The following is a 23,236-nucleotide window of genomic DNA, read 5'->3' as shown; positions in this document are numbered from 1 at the left end:
TTTGGCAAAGAGCCATGTAGGTATTTTTTATCTACATGGCTCTTTTTTATTTTCAAAAAACGTTAGTAAAAAGATGATGAATAAGCAAAACTACTACAAAGGAGATAGACAAACATGGAAACGAAAAAATGGGGTTTATGGATTTTAACAGCATTTGTTGTGGGAAATATGGTTGGCGGTGGCGTATTTATGCTCCCAGCAAATTTAGCGCAAGTATCAGGTCCAATGGGATCGACGCTTGCATGGACAATTACAGGACTTGGTGTATTTATGATTGCACTTGTATTCGGAAACCTTGCAGTGCGTAAACCGGAGTTAAAAGCTGGCCCACAAAGTTATGCACAAGCAATGTTTACCTCTCAAAAGGCAGGTAAAGTTGCTGGATATAGCATGGCATGGGGATACTGGGCTGCTAACTGGGCTGCAACTGCTTCTGTTATTATTTCCTTTGCAGGATATTTGTCTACATTCTTCCCAGTTTTACAAAGTAAGCAAGTTCTTTTTTCACTAAACGGGTTTTCATTAGAACTTGGAAAAGGTTTAACATTTGCTGTATGTAGCATCATGCTATGGGGAATTCAATGTATCCTTTCTCAAAACATCGATAGAGCGGGCAACATGAATCTCCTTGCAACGATTGCAAAGATTATCGGATTTACAATGTTCATCGTCATTACATTATTTATTTTTAACGCCTCTAATTTTGGTGATGGCCAAACATTTATGAATGAGGCTGGACAATCGATTCCATTAGGCGGACAAATAAATGCTGCTGCTATTGCAACTCTTTGGGCATTTATAGGAATTGAGTCAGCAGTTATGCTGTCTAATCGCGCAAAATCACAGCGTGATGTGAAAAAAGCAACGATCTTTGGATTAATTATTGCACTTCTTATTTACATGGCAATTACCCTACTCACAATGGGTGCTCTTCCGCAAGATGCTTTAAAAGAATCACAAAAACCATTGGTGGATGCATTAAACCTAGCAATTGGTAATAAAGGTGCTTACATTATGGCACTACTTGCACTTGTATCATTATTCGGATCTACTGTAGGGTGGATTGTTGTTAGTTCAGAAGTACCTTATCAAGCAGCGAAGAATGGACTTTTCCCTAAGTTTTTTGGAAGAACAAATAAAAAAGGAAGCCCTTCAAAATCATTGCTTGTTACAAATATTATGACTCAAATTTTCTTATTTTCAACAATCTCTGGCACTGTTTCAGAAGCATATAATTTTGCCATTGTTGTTGCAACTTTAGCCTATTTAATTCCATACCTTGTTTCTACCTTGTATCAATTAAAACTAGTTGTTACAGGAGAAACATATGATATAACACCAGGATCTCGAGTAAAAGATGGAATCATTACCTTACTTGCATTTCTATATTCCATTTGGGTTATTAAAACTGGAACAGCTGATTTGAAAACATTTTTCTTAGGAATTGGATTATTTGTATTAGGGCTTATTCTTTATCCAATTTTGATGAAAAATTCGTCTACTCCCGTTTCAGAACAACCAAATAACAAAGCAAGCTAATACGAATACAAAAGAAGCTGTGAGAACCCTCCAAATACATTGGATTGTTCGCTCACAGCTTCTTTTATTTCTTGAATACTTATTCATTACTTTTATGTTGCCCCATATGATACTCTTTTCGAGTTAATAGAACCAAAGAAAGTCCTCCCATTAACGTAAACCCAAGTAAAATGGTCGCTACTAATTGTTTATTTTTGAAATGTATTGTATATGCATTCCACATAGAGCGGACATGAAGCACTTTTTTCTTAGAGTTCATTGGAGTAGGTAATGTACGCCAAAATAAAATACTACAGATGACCGTAAGAATCCCAAGTAGTCCTAATGCGACTCTCCATGAAGATAAATCCGTTGCAATACCGATAAAAATATGACCAGTCATACCTCCAATCTCATTACCACAAATATAGAACCACAAAAACATTTAAAGAATCTATTATCGAATATTTTCAAAAACATACGATTTAATGATAAACGTCATAAAAATAAAAAAAGCAGACTGCAATCGTCTGTTTTTTACCATAGTTTTTTGTATGCTTACCTACGTCTTTTATTAAAATCCGCCATATGGAGAATATGGATACTGCGTTGGATAGGTTACTGGGTAAGACACTGGATATGGCGCTGGATAGGATACCGGATATGGTGCTGGGTAATATCCTCCACCGCTCGTTAAAGCTCCTGCTGTAAGTCCCCCTACCAAACCACCCGCAAAACTTCCTGGAAAAAATGTGCTTCCTCCCCATGAGCTACCACCCCATCCGCCACCATGATGATGCCCTCCATCATGATGAGGATGATGTCCACCATGATGATGACCGCTATGATGATTGTGATGATATCCTCCATGATTTCTTATGTCATGCATTTTATCTTCATCCCCTTTTATACTGATTATTTACTACTATACGCAGAACAAATGAGGAAAACATGAGTACTTGTTCTTCCCCGTTCATCAATATGTGCTGTATGAATAATAAGGATAGTCCTGATAATCCGTATAGTATGGATAATCTGAGTAATATGGATAACCCTATCCACCATAACCAAAAGCAGGGCTAAGTAACGCACCAGCTACAAATCCTGGAAAAAAACCACCACCAAAAAACGGTGGACGTCCAATGCCTCCGGAAAATCCACCATGACCAAATCCGCCGACATGACCAAACCCACCAAACGGACGACTTACTCCGTTCATGTCATTCACACTCCTTTTTATATGAAAAATGGAACAATATACCTTATGTAGGACAAATGCGGAAGGCATGGGTAAAATGTCTAGATTGGTACAAAAAAATAAAACGTTTTATAATAGAAATGTTAGATTACAGCTTCCATATAAGAATCCTATATTTAAGAAAGAATAGGTGAGATTTATACAGATGAAAAATCCTATCGTTCAATTATTATTTGTATTTACACTTGTATCTATCGTACTTTTCCTTTTAGATACGTCCATTATTTCACTATACACCTTCGTTGGTGCTTTATGGTCTATCACAATTGTAGGAATTTCTTTCGTTATTTTTATTGAAAACCGTTCCCCACAAAGCACATTAGCATGGTTTTTAGTATTGGCTCTTCTTCCTGTTGTCGGTGTACTTTTATACTCTATTTTTGGCCGAAGTCGCTGGAGAAGAAAAAAACATCTTCATCGTTCAGAAGAGCAGCGAAAATTATTCCGTGAAATTTTAGAAGGAAGGCAGCTAGATGTATCATCTATTTCTTCATTAAGTGAACACTCTATGCATTTAACAAAAGTGGTACAAAAGTTTGGAGGTGGCCCTGTCGCCGATGCAACAACCACAAAACTTTTAACTAACGGTGAACAAACATTTCCAGAAATTTCACAAGCGATTGAACATGCAAAACACCATATACATATTCAATACTACATTTATCGAGCAGATGAAATTGGTACACAAATTCGAGACGCTTTAATAAAAAAAGCAAATTCCGGTGTAATTGTACGGTTCCTTTATGATGGACTCGGAAGCAATACGTTGCGAAAACGCTTCTTACAGCCTATGAAAGATGCAGGAATTGAAATTGTGGAATTCGATCCTATATTTTCAGCGTGGCTACTTGAAACAGTCAATTATCGTAACCATCGTAAAATCATCATTATCGACGGAGAAATTGGTTTTACCGGAGGGCTCAACGTTGGTGATGAGTATCTTGGTCGTTCTAAAAAATTCCCAATTTGGCGTGACAGTCACTTACGAATAGAGGGGAAAGCATTATACAAATTACAAGCAATATTTCTTGAGGATTGGCTCTATGCCTCTAGTGGTTTAAATACTTATTCTTGGGATCAATTTATGAATACAAAATACTTTCCGGGTAAAGAAAATTCTCATGCAGAAGGTGCTGTTCAAATTGTAGCAAGTGGACCAAGCTCAGATGATACAAGCATTCGCAATACTTTACTTGCTGTTATAGCTTCTGCTAAGAAATCAATTTGGATTGCGACACCCTACTTCATTCCGGATCAAGAAACTTTAACATTACTTCGTTTAAGTGCACTGGCTGGAATAGATGTCCGCATTCTATATCCAGGTAAGAGCGATAGCATCATTAGTGATCAAGCATCTCAATCATACTTTACACCACTCCTAAAAGCAGGAGCTTCAATTTACAGCTATAAAGATGGTTTTATGCACGCTAAAATTGTACTTGTTGATAATACAATTGCAACAATTGGCACGGCAAATATGGATGTCCGCAGCTTTGAACTAAATTATGAAATCATTAGCGTACTTTATGAATCCAAGACAGTTCTTGATATTAAACATGATTTTGAAGAAGATTTTAACCATTCAACTGAAATTAGATGGAAATCATTCCAAAAAAGAAGTATTAAAAAACGAATACTAGAATCTCTAATGCGCCTAATTTCCCCTTTATTATAATTACAAAAAAGTAATCAAAGTCATTTTGGTTACTTTTTTCTTTTATTATGGTACATTCTTCTCCCTCTCCTTTTCTTTGCATACCATATTAAAACAAGTTATCATAAGATGTATTGTTTACTTTATGAAAATAATGTTAGGTGGGAAATACATGTTAGAACAATTTCATATACATGCTGATTTAAAGCAGCAACTGGCAACAATTCACGAAAAAAACAAACAAGCAGCTGGTGAAAATGGACATTTAATCGGTACAAAAATGTACAAAGCATCGGATAATAGCATTATTGAGGATGCAATTACAGCACTTCTGCTTGGTAAAAATATTCTACTGAAGGGACCAACCGGAAGCGGAAAAACAGTCCTTGCAGAAACTCTATCTTCCTTATTCCAAAAACCAATGCACAGTATTAACTGTTCGGTTGATTTAGATGTGGAAGGTATTTTAGGATACAATACATTAAAAACAAAAGACGGGGCATCTGAAGTTTCCTTCGTTGACGGTCCTCTTATGAAAGCAATGAAAAATGGGCATTTCCTATATATCGATGAAATTAATATGGCAAAACCTGAAACACTTCCACTTCTTCACGGTGCATTGGATTACCGTAAAATGATTACAAATCCATTTACACAGCAAGTTGTATATGGTGATGAAGAATATCGTGTAATTGCTGCAATCAACGAAGGTTATGTTGGAACAAGTGAATTAAATGAAGCATTAAAAAACCGTTTTGTTATCATTGAAGTTCCTTATATTCAAGGCGATACATTAAAACAACTATTATTATCCGAATCAAAATTGAAAGACATTGCAACAATTGAAAAGTTTGTGGCATTCGCAAGTGACCTCATGCCACTTGCTCGTGATGGACGTGTAAGTGAAGAAGCAGCAAGTATTCGTGGTATTATCGATGCATGTGATTTAGGCGTATATATCCCTGTTATGCGTGCAATTGAGCGAAGCATCATCGCGAAATTAAATGATGAAACAGAACAAATGACTGTCCGTGAATTAGCCGAAAGCTATTTCTTTGAGGGATAATTCATGAGACAAATTTTTAGTGACAAAAAAATTGATGCGTCGCTGTTTCTTCAAATGGAAAATTTAATGTATGCTCTTCTAAAAGAAGATGATGCTTACTTAGAGTATGGCTATAAAGCTTATTACGACGAAGTTGAAAAAAAGGTTGTCATCAGTCACTTTTGGGATGATCGCAAAGAAGAAGATACAGTAATCGGATTAAAAAGCGAAGTGTTTTTAAAAGCACTTGGCAATAAACATTACTCAGACATGAAGTTAATTCGCTCTTATGCGATCGAATTACAAGAGTCTCCTCTTAAAAAGTTTTTAACACAATTATTTGTTCTGTTAGAAGATTTACGAGTTGAAGAAATTGTAAAAAGCCTACGTCCTGGAACGAAACATATCTTTAGACGACGCAAGGAAATGTACCGAAATTATTTTGGCTCACAAAATGAAATAAATCGTGTTCGTAACTATCATGGAGATCGTCTATTTTGTCTATGCTATCTTTCACTAACAAGCGATAAATATGAAATGTTTAACAACGAATATTTTGAGCAAGTTGAAGCTATTTTACATGAAGCATTTCAGGCTCGTAATACGGAAGATACAATGTATATTGTTGAAAAAATCCGTTATCGCTTAGAAGGTTTTCTTGAAAATGATATGATTAATAACTACTTTGGGCATGCGCCACTCTATTTATCTGTTATTGCAGAAGAAAAAGATGGGCGCGTAGAAGATTTAGCAAATGATGATGTCCAAATCGTAGATGATGACGATAATAAGAGCAAAATTAATGAAAGCTTCTCTACATGGCATCGTGAAAATAAAAATAATGAAAATGAAAACTTCTTACGTTTTGAATTAGAAAGTGGTACGAAAACAAATATGATGGGCGATACGGCTCGTGAGTCTGAAGATGGTGATCAGGCACTCGGTTCAGTACAAGGTACTTCGCAAAAAAGTACACAGTCGAATTTTGATGGCGCTGATACTGAAGATGCGAGAGCTTCCCATGCTTCTAGTCAAAATGAGGGCATATACGGTAAATATAACGTTGGTGCGTCACATACATTTAAAGAAGCTCGTAAACCAACCCCTGACGATAAGAAAGACTATCAAGCCATCAAGTCAGTCATTAATAAAGACGTAAAAGAATTAAAGAAAATTATTGAAAAAACGATTGAAAACAAAACAAACGCGAATAGCGATAAATACTACGGAAGACTTCGTAAAAAATTTCTACGTATTTATACAGAAAAGCAACCACGTATGTTTTATAAAAAAGGACAAGAATCACAAGAGCTTGATGTTGCCTTTCAGTTATTAGTGGACTGCTCTGGCTCTATGTATAATAAAATGGAAGAAACAAAGAAGAGTGTTGTTCTGTTCCATGAAGCATTAAAATCGTTAAAAATCCCTCATGCGATTAGTGGTTTTTGGGAAGATGCTTCTAGTGCAACACCAGAAGATAAGCCAAACGTAATTCATGAAGTTGTAACATACAAAAATTCAACGTTACCAAACGTTGGTCCAGAAATTATGCAGCTTCGTGAAGAGGAAGACAATCGGGATGGTTACATTATCCGCATCGTTTCTGAAAAGCTTGCAAAAAGGCAAGAGAAACACAAATTCCTGCTCGTCTTTACAGACGGTGAACCATCTGCATTAGACTATCAGCAAGACGGTATTTTAGATACACACGAAGCGGTTAAACTTGCTCGTAAAAGCGGTATGGAAGCCATCGGGATTTTCATCGAAGAAGGCGAAGCAAAAGAAGCAACATATCAATTAATGAAAAATATTTATAACCATCACTTCTTAGTGGCGAATCATGCTGAAGATTTACGCTTAAAGATTAAACCGTTATTGAAAAAATTATTACTAAAGACGATTGAATAGGAAACAGGAGCTGATTTTAGCTCCTGTTTTTTAGTTGAAATTTATCTAACGGTCGATATATTCAAAAAAGCGCTGATAAAAGGAAATGAAAAATTCATAGAAATCTTTTTGGGTATATTAAAGAAGAAGTCTACTATCAAATATATTTGAAAGGATGTTTCATTTGTCCACAAAAAAGGATGAACAATATACGGATCTTACAGCTGCTGAAGCAAGACATCAATATGTCATTCCCGAAGAGTTTCCTGAGGGCCCTTACGGTTCTTCCACTAACAGAAAGTTAGGAAAATCGACTCCTTGGGAGAAAGATCAAAAAGCGCATAAAGCATTTAGCTACGAATATGAGAAACAATATGAAGAAACGGAACAACAATACCCTGAATCTAGCACCAAACCAGGAAGTCTAGATACAAATAAGGTAAAGTCTATATAACGAAAAAACTTATTTCTTCCCTAGACTACGTTTAGGTATGCTGACAAAAAGAGCCGATTCAAAAAATTGAATCGGCTCTTTTTTCATTAGCTAAATACTAACTCAGTTGCTAATTTTTTTTTTAATTTAGCAAGCATATCAGCTGTCATTTTATCTAAATCATACTCCGCTTTAAAGCCCCACTCTTCTTTCGCTGCTGTTGCATCAATTGAGTTTGGCCAGCTGTTAGCAATGGTTTGACGAGCTGGATCCACAGCATAATCCATTGTAAACGTCGGAATATGCTTGCGAATTGCTGCTGCAATTTGTTCTGGCTCGAAGCTCATTGCGGTAATATTAAAAGCGTTACGATGTATCAACTTACTTGGATCTGCTTCCATTAATGAAACAATTGCTTGCAGTGCATCTGGCATATACATCATATCCATGTATGTGCCTTCCGCAATGTAAGAGGTGTAAGCACCTTTTTTAATTGCTTCATAATAAATTTCAACTGCATAGTCCGTCGTACCGCCTCCTGGAGGAGCCACATAAGAAATTAAACCTGGGAAACGTACGCCGCGCGTATCAACATCAAATTTTTGATAATAGTAATCACATAACAATTCTCCTGCTACTTTGTTTACCCCATACATTGTAGTAGGACGCTGGATTGTATCTTGCGGTGTATTATCTTTTGGCGTTGTTGGACCAAACGCACCGATTGAACTTGGCGTGAAAAATTTACAGTTTAACTCACGTGCTGCTTCTAATGCATTTACGAGCCCACCCATATTTAAATTCCACGCAAATAACGGCCTTTTTTCTGCAGTTGCTGAAAGTAAAGCTGCTAAATGAATAATTGTATCCACTTCATTCCGTTTCGCAATATCATGTAGTTTCTGACCATCAGTTACATCTAATGTTTCAAATGGACCAGATTTTACAACATCACTATCTGTTTCACGAATATCTGTCGCAATAACGTTTGATGCACCGTATACATCGCGAAGTTTCATTACAAGTTCAGAACCAATTTGCCCTAAAGAACCGGTTACTAGAATTTTTTTCATTTTCCCCACTCCTCATTTGCAAGCTTTCAAAAGATGTAATTGTGTTAAATGATTCCCATTTCTTTTCCCACTTTTTCATACTTACGAATTGCTTCATCAAGCATCTCTTTCGTATGAGCCGCTGTTGGCATGTTACGAACACGACCTGTTCCTTTTGCTACAGTTGGGAACACAATTGATTTTGCGTATACGCCTTCTTCATTTAAACGTTTACTAAACTCTTGTGTTAATACTTCATCGCCAATAATACAAGGTGTAATTGGTGTTTCACTTTCTCCAATGTTAAAGCCTAACTCTTTTAAACCTTGTTTTAAATAACGGCCATTTTCCCATAAACGGTCATGTAGTTCTGTACTTTCCATTAAAATTTCAATAGACCTCATACAAGCCGCCGCATCCGCTGGTGTTAAAGCTGTTGAGAACAAGAATGGACGTGAACGAACTTTTAACCAATCAATTAAGTTTTGCTTCCCTGCTACATATCCTCCAATTACCCCAATTGCTTTTGATAATGTACCAATTTGGAAATCTACTTTATCAGAAAGGCCAAAATGTTTTACAGTCCCTGCACCTTGTCCAAGTACCCCTGAACCATGTGCATCATCTACATATGTCATTAAATCTAACTCTTCTGCAATCTCAACGATTTCTGGTAGTTTCGCAACATCACCATCCATTGAGAAAACGCCATCTGTAATAACCATTAATTTATTATAAAGACCGGATTCTTTCGCTTCGATTGCTTTTTTGCGTAAATCTTCCATATCAGAATGTTTATAAACGATAATTTTTGCTTTCGATAAGCGGCTACCGTCAATAATAGACGCGTGGTTTAATTCATCAGAAAGAATCGCATCATTTTTATCCATAACAGCTGAAATCGCTGCCATATTACAGTTAAATCCTGATTGATATGCAATCGCTGCTTCTGTATGTTTAAACTTTGCAATTGTTTCTTCTAATTTGATATGCAAATCAAGAGTACCATTAATTGTACGTACCGCCCCTGCACCAACACCATATTTATGAATTGCACCAATTGCTGCTTCTTGCAGACGATTGTCTGTTGCTAAACCAAGATAGTTATTTGAAGATAAGTTAATATATTCTTTCCCGCCAATTGTAATGATTGGTCCATTTGGACTTTCTAGCGGATCAATTACGTTATAAAGCCCCTTTGCTTTTAAATCCTCTAAATTTTCTTCTAAAAAGTTTGCGAGTGTTTTACTAGACATCGTGAAGCCTCCCTATCGTTCATGTAAGCGGATTATTATCTTAATAATGCTAATAATCCCTCTACTAGCTTAACACGTTTTCGAAATTTATTATAGAAAAATAGCTTAAAGAAAACGCTTACAACTTTTAATTATATAGGATTAAATACAAGAAATCTATGATTTACTTCAATTGTTTGATAGAATGAAAAAAATGTTTTCAGGAGCTGAGAAAATGGCATTTACAGAATCTGAAGTATATAATAACGATTCTTTTTTTGAACAGTACATGAAGCGTAGATATCGAAATGATAATCCAAATGATACAATCGAAAAACCGGCCTTATTGCAGCTCATTGGTGATGTGAAAGAAAAGACAATTCTTGATCTAGGATGTGGTGATGCCCAGTTCGGTGTAGAGTTATTACAAAAAGGTTGTTTATCCTATACCGGTATTGAAGGCTCTCACCTTATGTATACAGAAGCTATAAAACAACTAGAAAATAAAAATGGAATCGTCCATTTTATAAACCTCAAAGACTATACATATCCCTCTTCTACTTTTGACCTTGTTACATCTAGACTCGCTCTGCACTATATTGAACATCTCGATATTATTTTTCAAAATGTTTATCAAACTTTAAAAAACGACGGCATCTTCACTTTTAGCGTTCAACATCCTGTTATTACTTCTTCATTGGAGAGTTTACAAACTAGTGGTAAGAGAACAAGTTGGCTTATCGACAATTATTTCAAAACTGGAGAGCGTATTGAACCATGGATTGAACAGGATGTCATTAAATATCACCGCACCATCGAACAATATTTTACACTCTTACAACAAGCTGGATTTACAATTACAGATTTACGAGAAGCAATACCAAAACGAAACCATTTTCAAAGCGAAGAAGAATATACACGCCGATTGCGTATTCCTCTTTTTCTCTTGTTTTCTTGTAAAAAATAAAAAAGCGATGAAATTTCATCGCTTTTTTCATTTCACTACCTGCGCTGCTTGTGGAAGTAAACATCTTCCTCTTCCCTGCGGAATACAAAGCGGCGTTCCAAATAACGGATCGGTTATGATTTGACAATCCATCCGAAATACATCACGAACTAATTTACAATCAATAATTTCTTCTGGTTTACCTTGCGCATAAATTTGTTTATCTTGAATGGCTACAATGTTGTCTGCATAGCGGCACGCTAAGTTTAAATCATGTAGTACCATAACGATTGTTCTTTGCTCTGTTTCATTTAATTCAAATAATAAATCTAGCACTTCAATTTGATGTGTCATGTCTAAGTATGTTGTCGGCTCATCTAACAGAATAATATCTGTATCTTGTGCAAGCGTCATAGCAATCCAAGCGCGCTGACGTTGTCCACCTGAAAGAGCATGAACATCACGTTCAACAAATTCCGTCATACCTGTTGCAGCAAGCGCTCTTTGTACCATTTCCTCATCTTTTTCTGACCATTGCTTCAGCCATGTTTGATATGGGTAACGTCCTTGTTTCACAAGTTGCAGTACAGTAAGTCCTTCTGGAGCTTGAGGTCCTTGTGGTAAAATTGACATTTGACGCGCAATTTGCTTCGTTTGCATATTTTGAATTGCATTATCTTCTAATAAAATATCACCCGATGTCGGTTTTAATAAACGAGCAAGCGAACGTAATAAAGTTGATTTTCCGCAGCCGTTAGAACCGATAAAAATCGTAATTTTTCCTTTTGGAATCTCTAGATTTAACTCATTAATTATAGTTGTTTCACCGTAAGACAATGTTAACGATTTAGTCTCTAGTGCTTTTTGCATGTTCATCTTCCTTTACTCCGTTTTTTATAGACAGAAAATCATCTATGTATTTTTTTCCTTTATGAATTTCGACTTTTATAAAGTAAATAAATAAAATACGGAGCACCGATTGCTGATGTAAATACACCTGCTGGAACTTCAAGCGGAGCAAAGACTGTGCGCCCAATTAAATCGGCAGCAAGTACTAAAATCGCACCGACAATAGCTGCTACTGGAAGTAATGCACCATATAAAGAACCAACTAACCTTCTTGAAATATGCGGCGCCATTAAACCAACAAATCCGATTCCACCTGCAAAAGCAACCGCTCCCCCAATTAACGCCGTACTTAGGAGTAGCAGGAAAAAACGTGATTTTGTTAAACGAATCCCAAGTCCGGCAGCAATATCATCACCAAGTTCTTGTGCATTTAAATGTCTCGCCGATATAAATGCAACCACTGTTAAGATAAGAACCCAAGGTGCTAATACCCCTACGTTTTGCCAAGAAGATCCGTAAACAGTACCGGTAATCCATACATTTGCTTGGCTCGCTTGATAGATTGGCGCTAACAGCATAAATAATGTTGTCGCTGCCTTTGTCAGTGCCCAAAATCCGACACCTATTAAAATAAGACTAACTGCTGATAATCCATCATTTCTCCATGCGAATAAATATACAAAAAATGCGACGATAGTTGCACCAATAAATGCTGCTAGCGGCATATAATGAATGCTTACTGTTAATGCATTGTTCTTATCACTAAATAAAGCAAGAAATAATACAACCGCTACACTTGCACCACCTGTAATTCCAATAATATCAGGCGAAGCAAGCGGATTTCGAACGAGTCCTTGTAAAATACAACCTGCTACAGCAAGAGCTATTCCTACAAGAATTGCAATTAGAATACGTGGCATACGAAATTTATTGACAACCATATTTGACATTGCATCACCGTTTCCAATGATTGCTTGCCATACATCATATGGAGCTACTTTCATCTCCCCCATACCCGCACTTGCAAAAAACAAACCAGTTAAAATGACTAATAAACTGAATAAGACGAGACAAGCTCGTTTATACATTAAAAACGAGAGGCCGTCTTTTCCTATACGAAACGGAATATACTTCTTCATTTGCTAAGCCCTCTCTTACGTGCAATATAAATAAAGAATGGTGCACCAATAAATGCTGTCATAACTCCTACTGGAACTTCTTGTGGCATAATCACATATCTCGCAGCAATATCTGCAAATAATAGTAGAATGGCACCTAGCAAACCACTATACGGAACTCTCCAGCGATGATCTACACCAACAAGAGCTCTTGCGAAATGAGGGGTAATAATTCCAACAAATCCAATTGGTCCTGCAACAGCAACAGATCCACCTGATAATAAAACAATAATAAGTAGTACAAATGCCTTCATCATCACAGTTCGTTGTCCTAATCCTTTTGCTACATCTTCTCCCATCATTAGCGTATTCACTTTCCCTGCCATCAGGAGAGAGGCAATCCAACCAACTAATAAATATGGAAATACGGATTGTAATACTTCTAACTTTCTACCTTGTACGGAACCAGCAAGCCAAAACAACACTTCTTCTAACGCTTTTTCATTTAATACAAGCAGTCCCTGTGTCAAAGAAGAGAATAGGGCACTTATCGCTACCCCTGCCAACGTTAACTTAAGAGGAGTTGTCCCTTCTTTTCCTAAAGAACTAGAAGCAAATACAAGTGCTGCAGCAACTGCTGCACCTAAAAAGGCGATCCACGTAAACGCTGACAAAGATGTTATCGAAAAAACAACAATGGCTACAACAATAAAAAAGGCAGCACCTGAGTTTAATCCAATAAAATCTGGAGCAGCAAGTGGATTCTTAGTTAAAGTTTGCATAAAACAACCAGCGATGGCTAAACTAGCACCAACACTAGCTGCGATAAGCGCACGTGGAAGACGTACGTTTTGAATAATAATATGTTCATTCGAACCATTAAAATGAAAAAAAGCATCCAATGCTAATTTCCCACTTGTATTTGTATATCCCAAAATAATACTCCCCCAAATACAAGCAATAACTGCAATGATTCCAACAAATAATCCAACCCATTTTGCTTGATTTGTTTTTAATAACATGCAGCGTTTCTCCTTCAATGTATAATGATACGTTGTTAGTGTATTGTAACTTAATTCGCATTGTCAATGATAGTAATAATTATTTTCAGTTGCAGTGATAATGATTGTAAATTATTACTATTGACAATATATTTATAAAATCGTAATATCGATTTTGATAATGAAAACTATTCTCAATATGTAGGGGGATACATAATGAATTTCGTCAAACAAAAATCGTTTGCGTTATTTGCATTCGTACTATCATTTTCACTTCTTTTAGGGGCATGTGGGAAATCTGATAACAAGGCTGAGCCTAAAAAAGAAGAAAAGAAAGAAATGATTACTGTAGAACATGCAATGGGTAAAACAGAAGTTCCTGCTAATCCAAAGCGTGTCGTTGTTTTAACAAATGAAGGAACAGAAGCTTTACTTACCCTTGGTGTAACACCAGTCGGTGCGGCTGAATCACCTACCGGTAACCCATGGTATCCACATACGAAGGATAAACTAAAAAATGTAAAAACTGTCGGTACCGAGCTTCAACCCAATGTAGAAGCAATTGCTTCTTTAAAACCCGACTTAATCATTGGTAACAAACTGCGTCACGAAAAGATATACGAGCAATTAAAAGGCATTGCTCCTACTGTTTTCTCAGAAACACTACGCGGTGAATGGAAAGATAACTTTAAACTTTATGCAAAAGCAGTAAATAAAGATAAAGAAGGTCAAAAGGTATTAGCTGATTACGACAAACGTATAAAAGACTTAAAAGGCAAACTTGGGGATAAAGTAAATCAAGAAATTTCTATGGTACGCTTTATGCCTGGTGATGTTCGTATTTATCATGGCGATACATTCTCTGGTGTTATTTTAAAAGAGCTTGGCTTCAAACGTCCTGGTGATCAAAACAAAAATGACTTTGCAGAACGCAATGTATCTAAAGAGCGCATTCCTGCAATGGATGGCGATATCATCTTCTACTTCACATATGATAAAGGTAATGAGAAAAAAGGTTCTGAATTAGAAAAAGAATATATCAACGATCCTCTATTCAAAAACTTAAATGCTTCCAAAAACGGTAAAGTATACAAAGTTGACGATGTGATTTGGAATACAGCTGGCGGTGTAATGGCTGCGAACTTAATGCTAGATGACATTGAAAAACGATTTGTAAAATAAACTCTTTATTCAAAACAGTTCCCCAAAAAGGGGAACTGTTTTTTATTTCATAAAAGTGTCACATTATTTCATTTTGTATTTTTATTCTCAATATGTTATATTATAATAACAAATAAAATATATTTTCTCTATATCAGAAGAATTGTTTTAATCTAAATTTTCTGATTAATCTTTATTTTATTTTCTTTTAGAATTCAAATACTACATTTGAAAACGCTTATTATCTCGTTTTCAGGGAAAAATACGATAACGGATAGAGATTCAATAGATTGTTTAAGAAATTTTCTTTCTATTTCCATATAATTCTATTGACTTCTAAATATTTTGTAAATTAAAATGATTACATAAATATCCGTTATACAGGATTAGGGGGAAGCAAAATGGATGCAGCTTTAAAATTAAAAAAAGCTGAAGAACAACAATCACCAAAAAAACATCCACCTGGATTATATTTGTTGTTCTTAACAGAAATGTGGGAAAGATTTAGTTACTACGGAATGCGTGGCCTTTTAGTTCTTTATTTAACAACAACTGTTGTAAGCGGCGGTCTTGGATTCGACAAGGCTTTTGCAGTACAATTATACGGAATTTTTACAGCATTAGTATATTTCACACCAATTGCAGGTGGGTGGTTAACTGACCACTTTATTACAAGACGTCATGCAATTACCCTTGGTGGTATTATTATGGCAATTGGTAACTTTGTACTATTTTCAATGAATACAAAAACCGGTCTCTTTTTAGGACTAGGATTATTAGTCATCGGTAATGGATTCTTCAAACCAAATATTTCTACACTTTTAGGTGAACTATACGGTGAAAATGATTCACGCCGTGACAGTGCTTTTACAATTTTTTACATGGGTATCAACGTAGGGGCTTTCTTTGCACCACTAATTTGCGGATTCCTTGCAGAAGATTTCTTTAAAACAAGCGCTAATGGCGTTATGGTTATGGGTTATAAATACGGGTTCCTTGCAGCTTGTATCGGTATGATTGTTGGACAGATTTTCTTTAACCTATTAGCTCCTCGTTACCTTGGTAATGCAGGAACAACAGTTGTAGGTAAAAAGTCACAAGACAAAAACGCAAAAGTAATTGAGAAAAAACCTTTAACAAAACAAGAAAAGAACCGTACTTGGGCAATCATCATTTTAACTTGCTTCGTAGTTTTCTTCTGGGCAGGTTTTGAACAAGCTGGTAGCTCTTTAACACTATATACAAACACATTTGTTGATCGTACAATTTTCGGATGGGAAGTTCCAACATCTTGGTTCCAATCTGTTAACCCAGCATTTATCGTACTATTAGCACCATTCGTATCTATGTTATGGATGAAACTATCTAAAACAAAAAATGGTGACTTAAAAGTTCCAACAAAAATGGCACTTGGTATGATTTTACTAGGCATTGGCTACCTTGTTTTAACATTAGCTGTTCTGAAAACTGGAAGCGATGAAGCACATATTGCTACTAAAGCAAACTTATTATTCATCGTATTCACATACCTGTTCCATACAATTGGTGAACTATTCTTATCACCAATCGGTCTATCAATGGTAAGTGCAATTGCTCCTGTAAAATTAGCATCCCTATTAATGGGAGTATGGTTAGCTGGTTCTGGTATGGCGAACTATCTAGCTGGCGCACTAGCTGCCTTCACACAATCTTTAGGATATCTAGAAGTATTCGCAAGCATCGGTATTATCGTAATCGTACTTGGGTTAGTACTTCTTATGTTCTCTAAAAAAATTGCACATATGATGGAATAAAAAAAAGCGGAGAAAATTCTCCGCTTTTTTTATTGCTCTTCTAGCGCTGTAACATCTACTTGTACTGTTTCATTTGGTGCTTTCACATCATGTACATTTGCAACCCCACGTCCCTCATCACAACTTTCAATCCAAACCGGTACACCATGATAAGTTACATCGATTCTACTCGAAGATGATAAAATTTGTTTTACGCGCTTTACATCCATCCTTCATTCCTCCTTTTACTTATTACACTCTTATTTATCTTCTCATTTCTCTTTGAAATATATTCCGTGAAAACTCCTGTCACTTATCTCCTTCAGATCTTAAAGTGGGGTTTTCACGCCTATTTTTATAGAAAAAAGACGTGCATTTCCGCACGTCTTTTTTCTATAATATTCAATTTTATGAAAATAATGTCTTTACAACTTCACTTACTTTCTCATTATGCACTTGATAATATACTTCTAAGCCGCGTCTTTCAAAACGAACAACTTTATTCTGCTTTAATTTCGTTAAATGCTGTGAAACAGTAGATTGCGGAATTTCTAATACTTCCTGCAATTGTGTTACGTTACAAGTTCCACGCCCCATAAGCTCCATTACAAGGCGAAGACGGAGCGGGTGAGCTAACGCTCGTAGCATTTGTACATCCTCTTCTGAAATACGACAATCAAATTGATTTTGATTCATAAAGTTCCCCTCATTTTTTCATTTTTATTTTTTCATTTTTATTTTCTCTTTATTTATTTTTATATATTTGTTTTTATATTTCCTGTTACGACACAACTTTATCAACCTAAAATAAAAAAATTATTTCCTCCTTTTATCAACATACAATTAAGGGCAGAAACCCCTGCTGATTTTGAATATTATACTACACGGCTTAGTGAAAAAGCAAAAAATACAGATCGGAATACTTTGCTTCTAAATGCTGTTTTCTCAACCTTTTTGTTATATTTTTTCACTCACAATATTTACCGTAATAATATTGTAAAATATTGTTCTTAAATGATATGTGAATGTAATCTTTTTAGTTATTCGACCTATAAAAATTGCTTTGTTACGATGAAAATAGTTAAATTTTTGGTAAAGAGGAGGATCCACAATTAAAAAGCGGTTAATAATAGTCTTAATTAATATTGCACTTGACTATACAATTATCCAAAACTTCCTCCTTTATTCTTGATGACAAAAGAATTATTCATTTTAAACATGTAGGACCAATGACATCTGAAAATATGGTTGAGTATATGGAGAGTCCATCAGTGGGGTTTTCTTCATCCCCACCTATCTTCCTCATTTCCCTCTAAATCTTGAAGTGTGGATCTTACTACCCGTTAATGCGGGATAAATTAGGAATCGTGTACTTTAATATACACGATTCCTCTTTTTGTCTAGTTTATGAACAAAATGTAACGGAATTTTTACAGTTAACACTATCATGGAATAATTATACTTTTTTACGTTGACAATAGTGTTGAAGAGGAATATACTAGGCAATGTAAGGTGATTGTGAATTATTTCACAAATAATGTGAATGTCTTCACATATTATAGATAGGAGTTGTCATTATTATGAATACTTGGACACAAATTTATGACCCGTTGAACAACATTTGGTTATCAGCACTTGTCGCTGCTCTTCCAATCTTATTCTTTGTTCTTTGTTTAACAGTATTTAAGATCAAAGGATATTTATCAGGACTTTATAGCGTAATTTTAGCAATCATTCTTTCCATATTCGTTTACAAAATGCCTGCAACTATGGCTGTATCATCAGCTGCATTTGGTGTAGCAGCTGGATTTTATCCAATTTGTACAATTGTTATTGCAGCTATTTTCCTTTACAAATTAACAGTAAAAACTGAACAATTTAATGTCATTCGCGACAGTATTTCAAGTATTACAAATGACCGTCGCCTTCAAGTGTTATTAATCGCTTATTCTTTCGGTGCTTTCTTAGAAGGTGCAGCTGGATTTGGTGTACCAGTTGCAATTACAGCAGCATTACTTGTAGGTATGGGATTTAACCCATTAAAAGCAGCAGGTATTTGTTTAGTTGCAAATATTGCTGGTGGAGCAATGGGAGCAATGGGTATTCCAGTTACAGTGCCTGCTCAATTAACACAAATAGATGCCTTAACTGTCGGTCGTCAAACTGTAACATTATTACCTTTCATTAGCTTTGTATTACCATTCTTACTTGTTGCAATGGTAGATGGCTTTAAAGGAATTAAAGAAACTTGGCAAGGTATCCTTGTAAGTGGTGGTTCCTTCGCTATTACTCAATTCGTTGTAACATACTACCTTGGCGCAGAATTAACTGATATTTTCGCTGCAGTTGTCAGCATGGTTGCACTTGCATTATTCCTACGTGTATGGCAACCAAAATCTTCAGCTCAAACTGAAGAACAAGTAGAAAAACATAGCTACACAATGAAACAAATTTTATACGCTTGGTCACCATTTGCATTCTTAACTGCATTCGTAACAATTTTCAATTTAAAAGCAATCAAAAGTTTATTCGCTCCAAACGGTGCGTTAGCAAACTTAGTATTTAATATCCAGATTCCTGGTTTACACAATCACGTTATTAAAACAACACCAATTGTAAATGCGGATACACCATTTGCAGCAATCTTCAAGCTAGATGTATTTTCATCTACAACTACTGCAATTGTACTAGCAATTATCGTATCTTTACTCGTATATCGCGCAAAAGGCCAATTGGTTAAAGAACTAACTATTGAAACATTAAAAGAGTTGAAAGCTCCAATTTATACAATTTGTAGTGTAATTGCATTAGCATATGTAACAAACTACTCTGGTATGTCTTCTACTCTTGGACTAGCTTTATCATCTACTGGTAAGGCCTTCCCAATCTTATCTCCAATCTTAGGTTGGATTGGCGTATTCTTAACTGGTTCTGTAGTATCAAGTGGTTCATTATTTGCACCACTTCAAGCAGTAACTGCAGCACAATTAGATATCGTACCTTCTACACTTGTTGCTTTAAACGTAGTCGGCGGGACAATGGCAAAAATGGTATCACCACAATCTGTAGCAGTTGCTTGTGCGGCAGTTGGACTAGTCGGTAAAGAATCTGTCCTATTTAAAACAGCAATGAAATATAGTTTGATTTTCTTAGTCATAATTAGTTTACTTCAACTTAACTCTATATTTAATATCTTTTAAAAGATGAAAACGATCCCTCACGTGGGATCGTTTTTTATCTTTTTCTTTCTAACCATTCACTCATTCTTATACTTTAATATAAAAAAATCCTAATACATACAGTATCAGGATTTTTTATTCTTCAATAGCGACGCACCAGCAATTTCGGGATGTGTCATTTCATATGGATCCAAAATAATATCAAGTTCCTCTTCTGTTAACACACCATGCTCTAAGCAAAGCTCACGAACAGATTTACCTGTTTCAATCGCTTCGCGAGCAATGCGAGATGCCGTCTCATATCCAATATGAGGATTCACCGCTGTAATAATCCCAACGCTTTTCTCGACATATTGTTTTAACAATTCTTCATTTGCAGTAATACCTTTAATACAATACTCACGAAATACGCGGAATGCATTATTCATAATACTAATGGATTGAATTAAATTAAATACTAACACCGGCTCCATTACATTTAGTTCTAATTGTCCTGCTTCTGATGCTAAACATATTGTATGGTCATTTCCAATAACTTGGAAGGCCACTTGATTAATTACTTCTGCCATAACTGGATTTACTTTTCCTGGCATAATAGATGATCCTGGTTGACGAGCTGGTAATTGAATTTCAGCCAATCCGACACGTGGGCCAGATGCCATAATGCGCAAGTCATTTGCAATTTTAGACATATTCATCATACATACTTTTAGTGCTGCTGATACTTCTGTATACGCATCTGTGTTTTGCGTTGCATCCACTAAATGTTCTGCACCAACTAGTGGAAATCCGCTAATACTGCGTAAATGCTTTACAACTTGCTCAATATAAATTGGATTTGCATTTAATCCGGTCCCAACAGCCGTTGCGCCTATATTCACTTCATACAAATGTTGACGAGACTGCTTAATGCGTTTTATATCACGCCCAAGCACTCGGCTATATGCTTCAAATTCTTGCCCAAGACGAATTGGAACTGCATCTTGCAGATGTGTACGCCCCATTTTTATCACATGATCAAATTCTTTTGCTTTATCGATAAATGCACGATGAAGTGCATCCATTGTAATAAGAAGTTCTTCTAGCATCATAAGCGCCGCAATATGAATTCCTGTTGGGAACGCATCATTTGTTGATTGCGCCATGTTCACATGTGTATTCGGGCTAATGATTGCATAGTTTCCTTTTTCATGCCCCATTCTCTCAAGTGCACGGTTTGCAATAACCTCATTTGTATTCATATTAATAGAAGTCCCTGCCCCGCCCTGAATTGGGTCTACAATGAACTGCTCATGAAACTTCCCATCAATAATTTCCTGAGCCGATTTTGCAATTTCTTCCCCAATATTTGCGTGCAAATAACCTGTTTCCATATTTGCACGTGCTGCAGCTTTTTTAACCATTGCCATTGCTTTAATTAATGACGTATGAATACGATATCCTGTAATCGGAAAATTTTCTACTGCTCGTAATGTTTGAACACCATAGTAAGCTGCATTTGGTACTTCCTTTTCTCCTAAAAAATCTTTTTCAATACGTATCCCTTTCGTTGCTACCATTTTTCATCACCTATACTTTTCATTCTAAATCGATGACCTAAAAACGATTTCTATAAAAATATGATTTTTGTAAGAGATATATTTCTATATCTTCTTTCAATATATAGCACCTTTTTTGAAAGCGCAAACAATATTATTTTTCTGCAAAATCGATGACGCACTCATACTTCTAATTTATAAAGATTACGCAATTGCTGTATCTTCCACTTCAACTTTTTTTATTTCTACTCGTTTAATTTGATGCACATCTTTTTCAAGAACTTTGAAAATCCAGCCATTCGTTTCAATGACATCACCTTCAATAATTGTCTGTTTTTGCATCATAATCCAACCACCAATCGTATCTACATCGTCAGCAAACAAATGTAAACCGAGCAAATCATTCACTTCACTAATGAGTACTTTTCCATCGATAATTTTATACGTTTCGCTTATATGTTCAATGGGTGGATGTTCATCTTCATCATATTCATCCCGAATTTCACCAACTATTTCCTCTAAAATATCTTCAAGTGTTACAATTCCCGCCGTCCCCCCATATTCATCATATAAAACGGCAAGGGGAATTCTTCTTTTCTGCATTTGCAGTAACAAGTCATGGATTGGGATATTTTCCAAAACTTCAATAACAGGTCTCGTATACGGAATAATAGAACATTCTTCGTTTTGTCCACCATCCATATAGCGAATAAATAAGTCTTTTACATTAACCATCCCAATAATCTCATCTTTATCCTCTCCAAATACAGGATACCTTGTATACTTTTCTTGTCCAATCACTTTAATATGTGTTTCGAACGGTTCATCTTCATATAAACCAACTATTTCAGTGCGTGGAACCATAATTTCTTTTGCTAACCGATTATCAAATTCAAAAATATTATTTACATATTTAAATTCCGCCTGATTAATTTCTCCGCTTTTATAGCTCTCCGATAAAATAAGTCTTAATTCCTCCTCTGAATGTGCAACTTCATGCTCAGAAGCAGGGGATAATCCAAATATGCCAGTCACGAGGCGAGCTGAGCCATTTAGAGCCCAAATAAACGGATACATAATCCGGTAAAAATAAATGAGCGGCTGAGATAGCAACAAACTTACTTGCTCCGCTTTTTGAATGGCAAAGGTTTTTGGTGCTAGCTCTCCAATCACAACATGTAAAAATGTAATAACGACAAATGCAATAATAAAAGAAACAGTACTCGCAATTGCAGGTGAAAATTCAATTTTTAAAAATAACGGCTCTAATACATGCTTTATCGTTGGTTCACCTAACCAACCTAGTCCTAGAGCTGTAATTGTAATTCCGAGCTGACATGCGGATAAATATTCGTCTAAATTTGAAATCACTTTCTTAGCTGCTAGTGCGCCACGTTTTTTTTCTCCTACAAGCTGATCAATGCGACTACTACGCACTTTTATAATCGCAAATTCAACTGCCACAAAAAAACCAGTTAATGCAATAAGAATAACAACCATGATTAATTTAGCAATTTCCAAAGAACACCTTTAGCTTTTCTTAGCTAAAGTTACACCTCCTTTTTAAAAAAAGTTTTCTCCCAATCAAAG

At 35.8% G+C, this 23,236-nt stretch carries 20 protein-coding genes and 1 pseudogene; 9 read left to right on the top strand and 12 right to left on the bottom strand.

Features of this window, described 5'->3' with window-relative positions:
- The first annotated feature begins 114 nt into the window (after positions 1-114).
- Positions 115-1,539, top strand: a complete 1,425-nt coding sequence (locus ORL93_RS24475; RefSeq protein ID WP_003195241.1) for an amino acid permease — start codon at positions 115-117, stop codon at positions 1,537-1,539.
- A gap of 79 nt (positions 1,540-1,618) precedes the next feature.
- Here the strand turns inward: ORL93_RS24475 and ORL93_RS24470 are convergent, their stop codons facing one another.
- The 3 genes and pseudogenes from ORL93_RS24470 to ORL93_RS24460 form a co-directional block, all read right to left on the bottom strand.
- A complete protein-coding gene (locus tag ORL93_RS24470) occupies positions 1,619-1,963 on the bottom strand; it encodes an MFS transporter (RefSeq protein WP_323055353.1) in 345 nt (114 codons plus the stop codon).
- Positions 1,964-2,092: 129 nt separating this feature from the next.
- Positions 2,093-2,407: a hypothetical protein gene (locus ORL93_RS24465; RefSeq protein WP_097795450.1), complete on the bottom strand. Its 315-nt coding sequence runs from the start codon at positions 2,405-2,407 to the stop codon at positions 2,093-2,095.
- An 87-nt stretch (positions 2,408-2,494) separates the two neighbouring features.
- Positions 2,495-2,737, bottom strand: a pseudogene (locus ORL93_RS24460) (hypothetical protein).
- 184 nt (positions 2,738-2,921) lie between these two features.
- Here ORL93_RS24460 and ORL93_RS24455 point away from each other — a divergent pair.
- From ORL93_RS24455 to ORL93_RS24440, 4 genes are all read left to right on the top strand, one after another.
- Positions 2,922-4,451 carry a cardiolipin synthase gene (locus ORL93_RS24455; RefSeq protein ID WP_097795449.1) on the top strand — a complete coding sequence of 510 codons (1,530 nt, stop codon included), beginning with the start codon at positions 2,922-2,924 and terminating at the stop codon, positions 4,449-4,451.
- 151 nt (positions 4,452-4,602) lie between these two features.
- A complete protein-coding gene (locus ORL93_RS24450; RefSeq protein ID WP_018765567.1) occupies positions 4,603-5,496 on the top strand; it encodes an ATP-binding protein in 894 nt (297 codons plus the stop codon).
- Between the two features lie 3 nt (positions 5,497-5,499).
- Positions 5,500-7,383: a vWA domain-containing protein gene (locus tag ORL93_RS24445; RefSeq protein ID WP_265959636.1), complete on the top strand. Its 1,884-nt coding sequence runs from the start codon at positions 5,500-5,502 to the stop codon at positions 7,381-7,383.
- A 154-nt stretch (positions 7,384-7,537) separates the two neighbouring features.
- Positions 7,538-7,816: a hypothetical protein gene (locus ORL93_RS24440; protein WP_097795447.1), complete on the top strand. Its 279-nt coding sequence runs from the start codon at positions 7,538-7,540 to the stop codon at positions 7,814-7,816.
- Between the two features lie 86 nt (positions 7,817-7,902).
- Here the strand turns inward: ORL93_RS24440 and ORL93_RS24435 are convergent, their stop codons facing one another.
- Together ORL93_RS24435 and ORL93_RS24430 are read right to left on the bottom strand one after the other, a co-directional pair.
- Positions 7,903-8,877: an L-threonine 3-dehydrogenase gene (locus ORL93_RS24435; protein WP_265959635.1), complete on the bottom strand. Its 975-nt coding sequence runs from the start codon at positions 8,875-8,877 to the stop codon at positions 7,903-7,905.
- A 35-nt stretch (positions 8,878-8,912) separates the two neighbouring features.
- Entirely contained in the window at positions 8,913-10,103 is a 1,191-nt protein-coding gene (locus ORL93_RS24430) for a glycine C-acetyltransferase (protein ID WP_016113089.1), read from the bottom strand.
- A gap of 214 nt (positions 10,104-10,317) precedes the next feature.
- Here ORL93_RS24430 and ORL93_RS24425 point away from each other — a divergent pair, with 214 nt between their 5' ends.
- Complete coding sequence (locus ORL93_RS24425; RefSeq protein WP_098641346.1) at positions 10,318-11,049, top strand: class I SAM-dependent DNA methyltransferase; 732 nt, start codon at positions 10,318-10,320, stop codon at positions 11,047-11,049.
- 27 nt (positions 11,050-11,076) lie between these two features.
- Here ORL93_RS24425 and ORL93_RS24420 read toward each other — a convergent pair whose 3' ends face one another.
- From ORL93_RS24420 to ORL93_RS24410, 3 genes are read right to left on the bottom strand one after another with little or no spacing between them, the layout of a single operon-like run.
- A complete protein-coding gene (locus ORL93_RS24420; RefSeq protein ID WP_097795444.1) occupies positions 11,077-11,904 on the bottom strand; it encodes an ABC transporter ATP-binding protein in 828 nt (275 codons plus the stop codon).
- 53 nt (positions 11,905-11,957) lie between these two features.
- Positions 11,958-13,016, bottom strand: a complete 1,059-nt coding sequence (locus tag ORL93_RS24415) for a FecCD family ABC transporter permease (protein WP_097795443.1) — start codon at positions 13,014-13,016, stop codon at positions 11,958-11,960.
- Positions 13,013-14,017 carry a FecCD family ABC transporter permease gene (locus ORL93_RS24410; RefSeq protein WP_097795442.1) on the bottom strand — a complete coding sequence of 335 codons (1,005 nt, stop codon included), beginning with the start codon at positions 14,015-14,017 and terminating at the stop codon, positions 13,013-13,015. Before ORL93_RS24410 ends, ORL93_RS24415 begins: the two co-directional genes overlap by 4 nt.
- A 195-nt stretch (positions 14,018-14,212) precedes the next feature.
- Between ORL93_RS24410 and ORL93_RS24405 the strand changes: the two genes are divergently transcribed.
- Together ORL93_RS24405 and ORL93_RS24400 are read left to right on the top strand one after the other, a co-directional pair.
- The gene (locus ORL93_RS24405) at positions 14,213-15,178 is read left to right on the top strand and encodes an ABC transporter substrate-binding protein (RefSeq protein WP_003195102.1); all 966 of its coding nucleotides are present in this window, start codon (positions 14,213-14,215) and stop codon (positions 15,176-15,178) included.
- Between the two features lie 380 nt (positions 15,179-15,558).
- Positions 15,559-16,950 carry a peptide MFS transporter gene (locus ORL93_RS24400; RefSeq protein WP_265959634.1) on the top strand — a complete coding sequence of 464 codons (1,392 nt, stop codon included), beginning with the start codon at positions 15,559-15,561 and terminating at the stop codon, positions 16,948-16,950.
- Between the two features lie 29 nt (positions 16,951-16,979).
- On the opposite strand, the gene ORL93_RS24395 is transcribed toward ORL93_RS24400, so the two are convergent.
- Together ORL93_RS24395 and ORL93_RS24390 are read right to left on the bottom strand one after the other, a co-directional pair.
- A complete protein-coding gene (locus tag ORL93_RS24395) occupies positions 16,980-17,159 on the bottom strand; it encodes an acid-soluble spore protein H (protein WP_003195106.1) in 180 nt (59 codons plus the stop codon).
- Positions 17,160-17,337: 178 nt separating this feature from the next.
- A complete protein-coding gene (locus ORL93_RS24390) occupies positions 17,338-17,625 on the bottom strand; it encodes an ArsR/SmtB family transcription factor (protein WP_003195107.1) in 288 nt (95 codons plus the stop codon).
- Positions 17,626-18,509: 884 nt separating this feature from the next.
- Here ORL93_RS24390 and ORL93_RS24385 point away from each other — a divergent pair.
- Positions 18,510-20,129: a lactate permease LctP family transporter gene (locus ORL93_RS24385; RefSeq protein WP_003205851.1), complete on the top strand. Its 1,620-nt coding sequence runs from the start codon at positions 18,510-18,512 to the stop codon at positions 20,127-20,129.
- A gap of 104 nt (positions 20,130-20,233) precedes the next feature.
- Here ORL93_RS24385 and aspA read toward each other — a convergent pair whose 3' ends face one another.
- Both aspA and ORL93_RS24375 read right to left on the bottom strand, forming a co-directional pair.
- Positions 20,234-21,667 (bottom strand): aspartate ammonia-lyase, encoded by a 1,434-nt coding sequence (aspA, locus tag ORL93_RS24380; protein ID WP_097795441.1) that lies wholly within the window; start codon positions 21,665-21,667, stop codon positions 20,234-20,236.
- Between the two features lie 183 nt (positions 21,668-21,850).
- Complete coding sequence (locus ORL93_RS24375; RefSeq protein ID WP_018781926.1) at positions 21,851-23,167, bottom strand: hemolysin family protein; 1,317 nt, start codon at positions 23,165-23,167, stop codon at positions 21,851-21,853.
- Between the last annotated feature and the right edge of the window lie 69 nt (positions 23,168-23,236).

Source organism: Bacillus sp. DHT2 (assembly GCF_026241455.1).
GTDB lineage: Bacteria > Bacillota > Bacilli > Bacillales > Bacillaceae_G > Bacillus_A > Bacillus_A pseudomycoides.
Note: the sequence above shows the minus strand (reverse complement) of the source record. Positions and strands in the feature narration are given on the sequence as shown.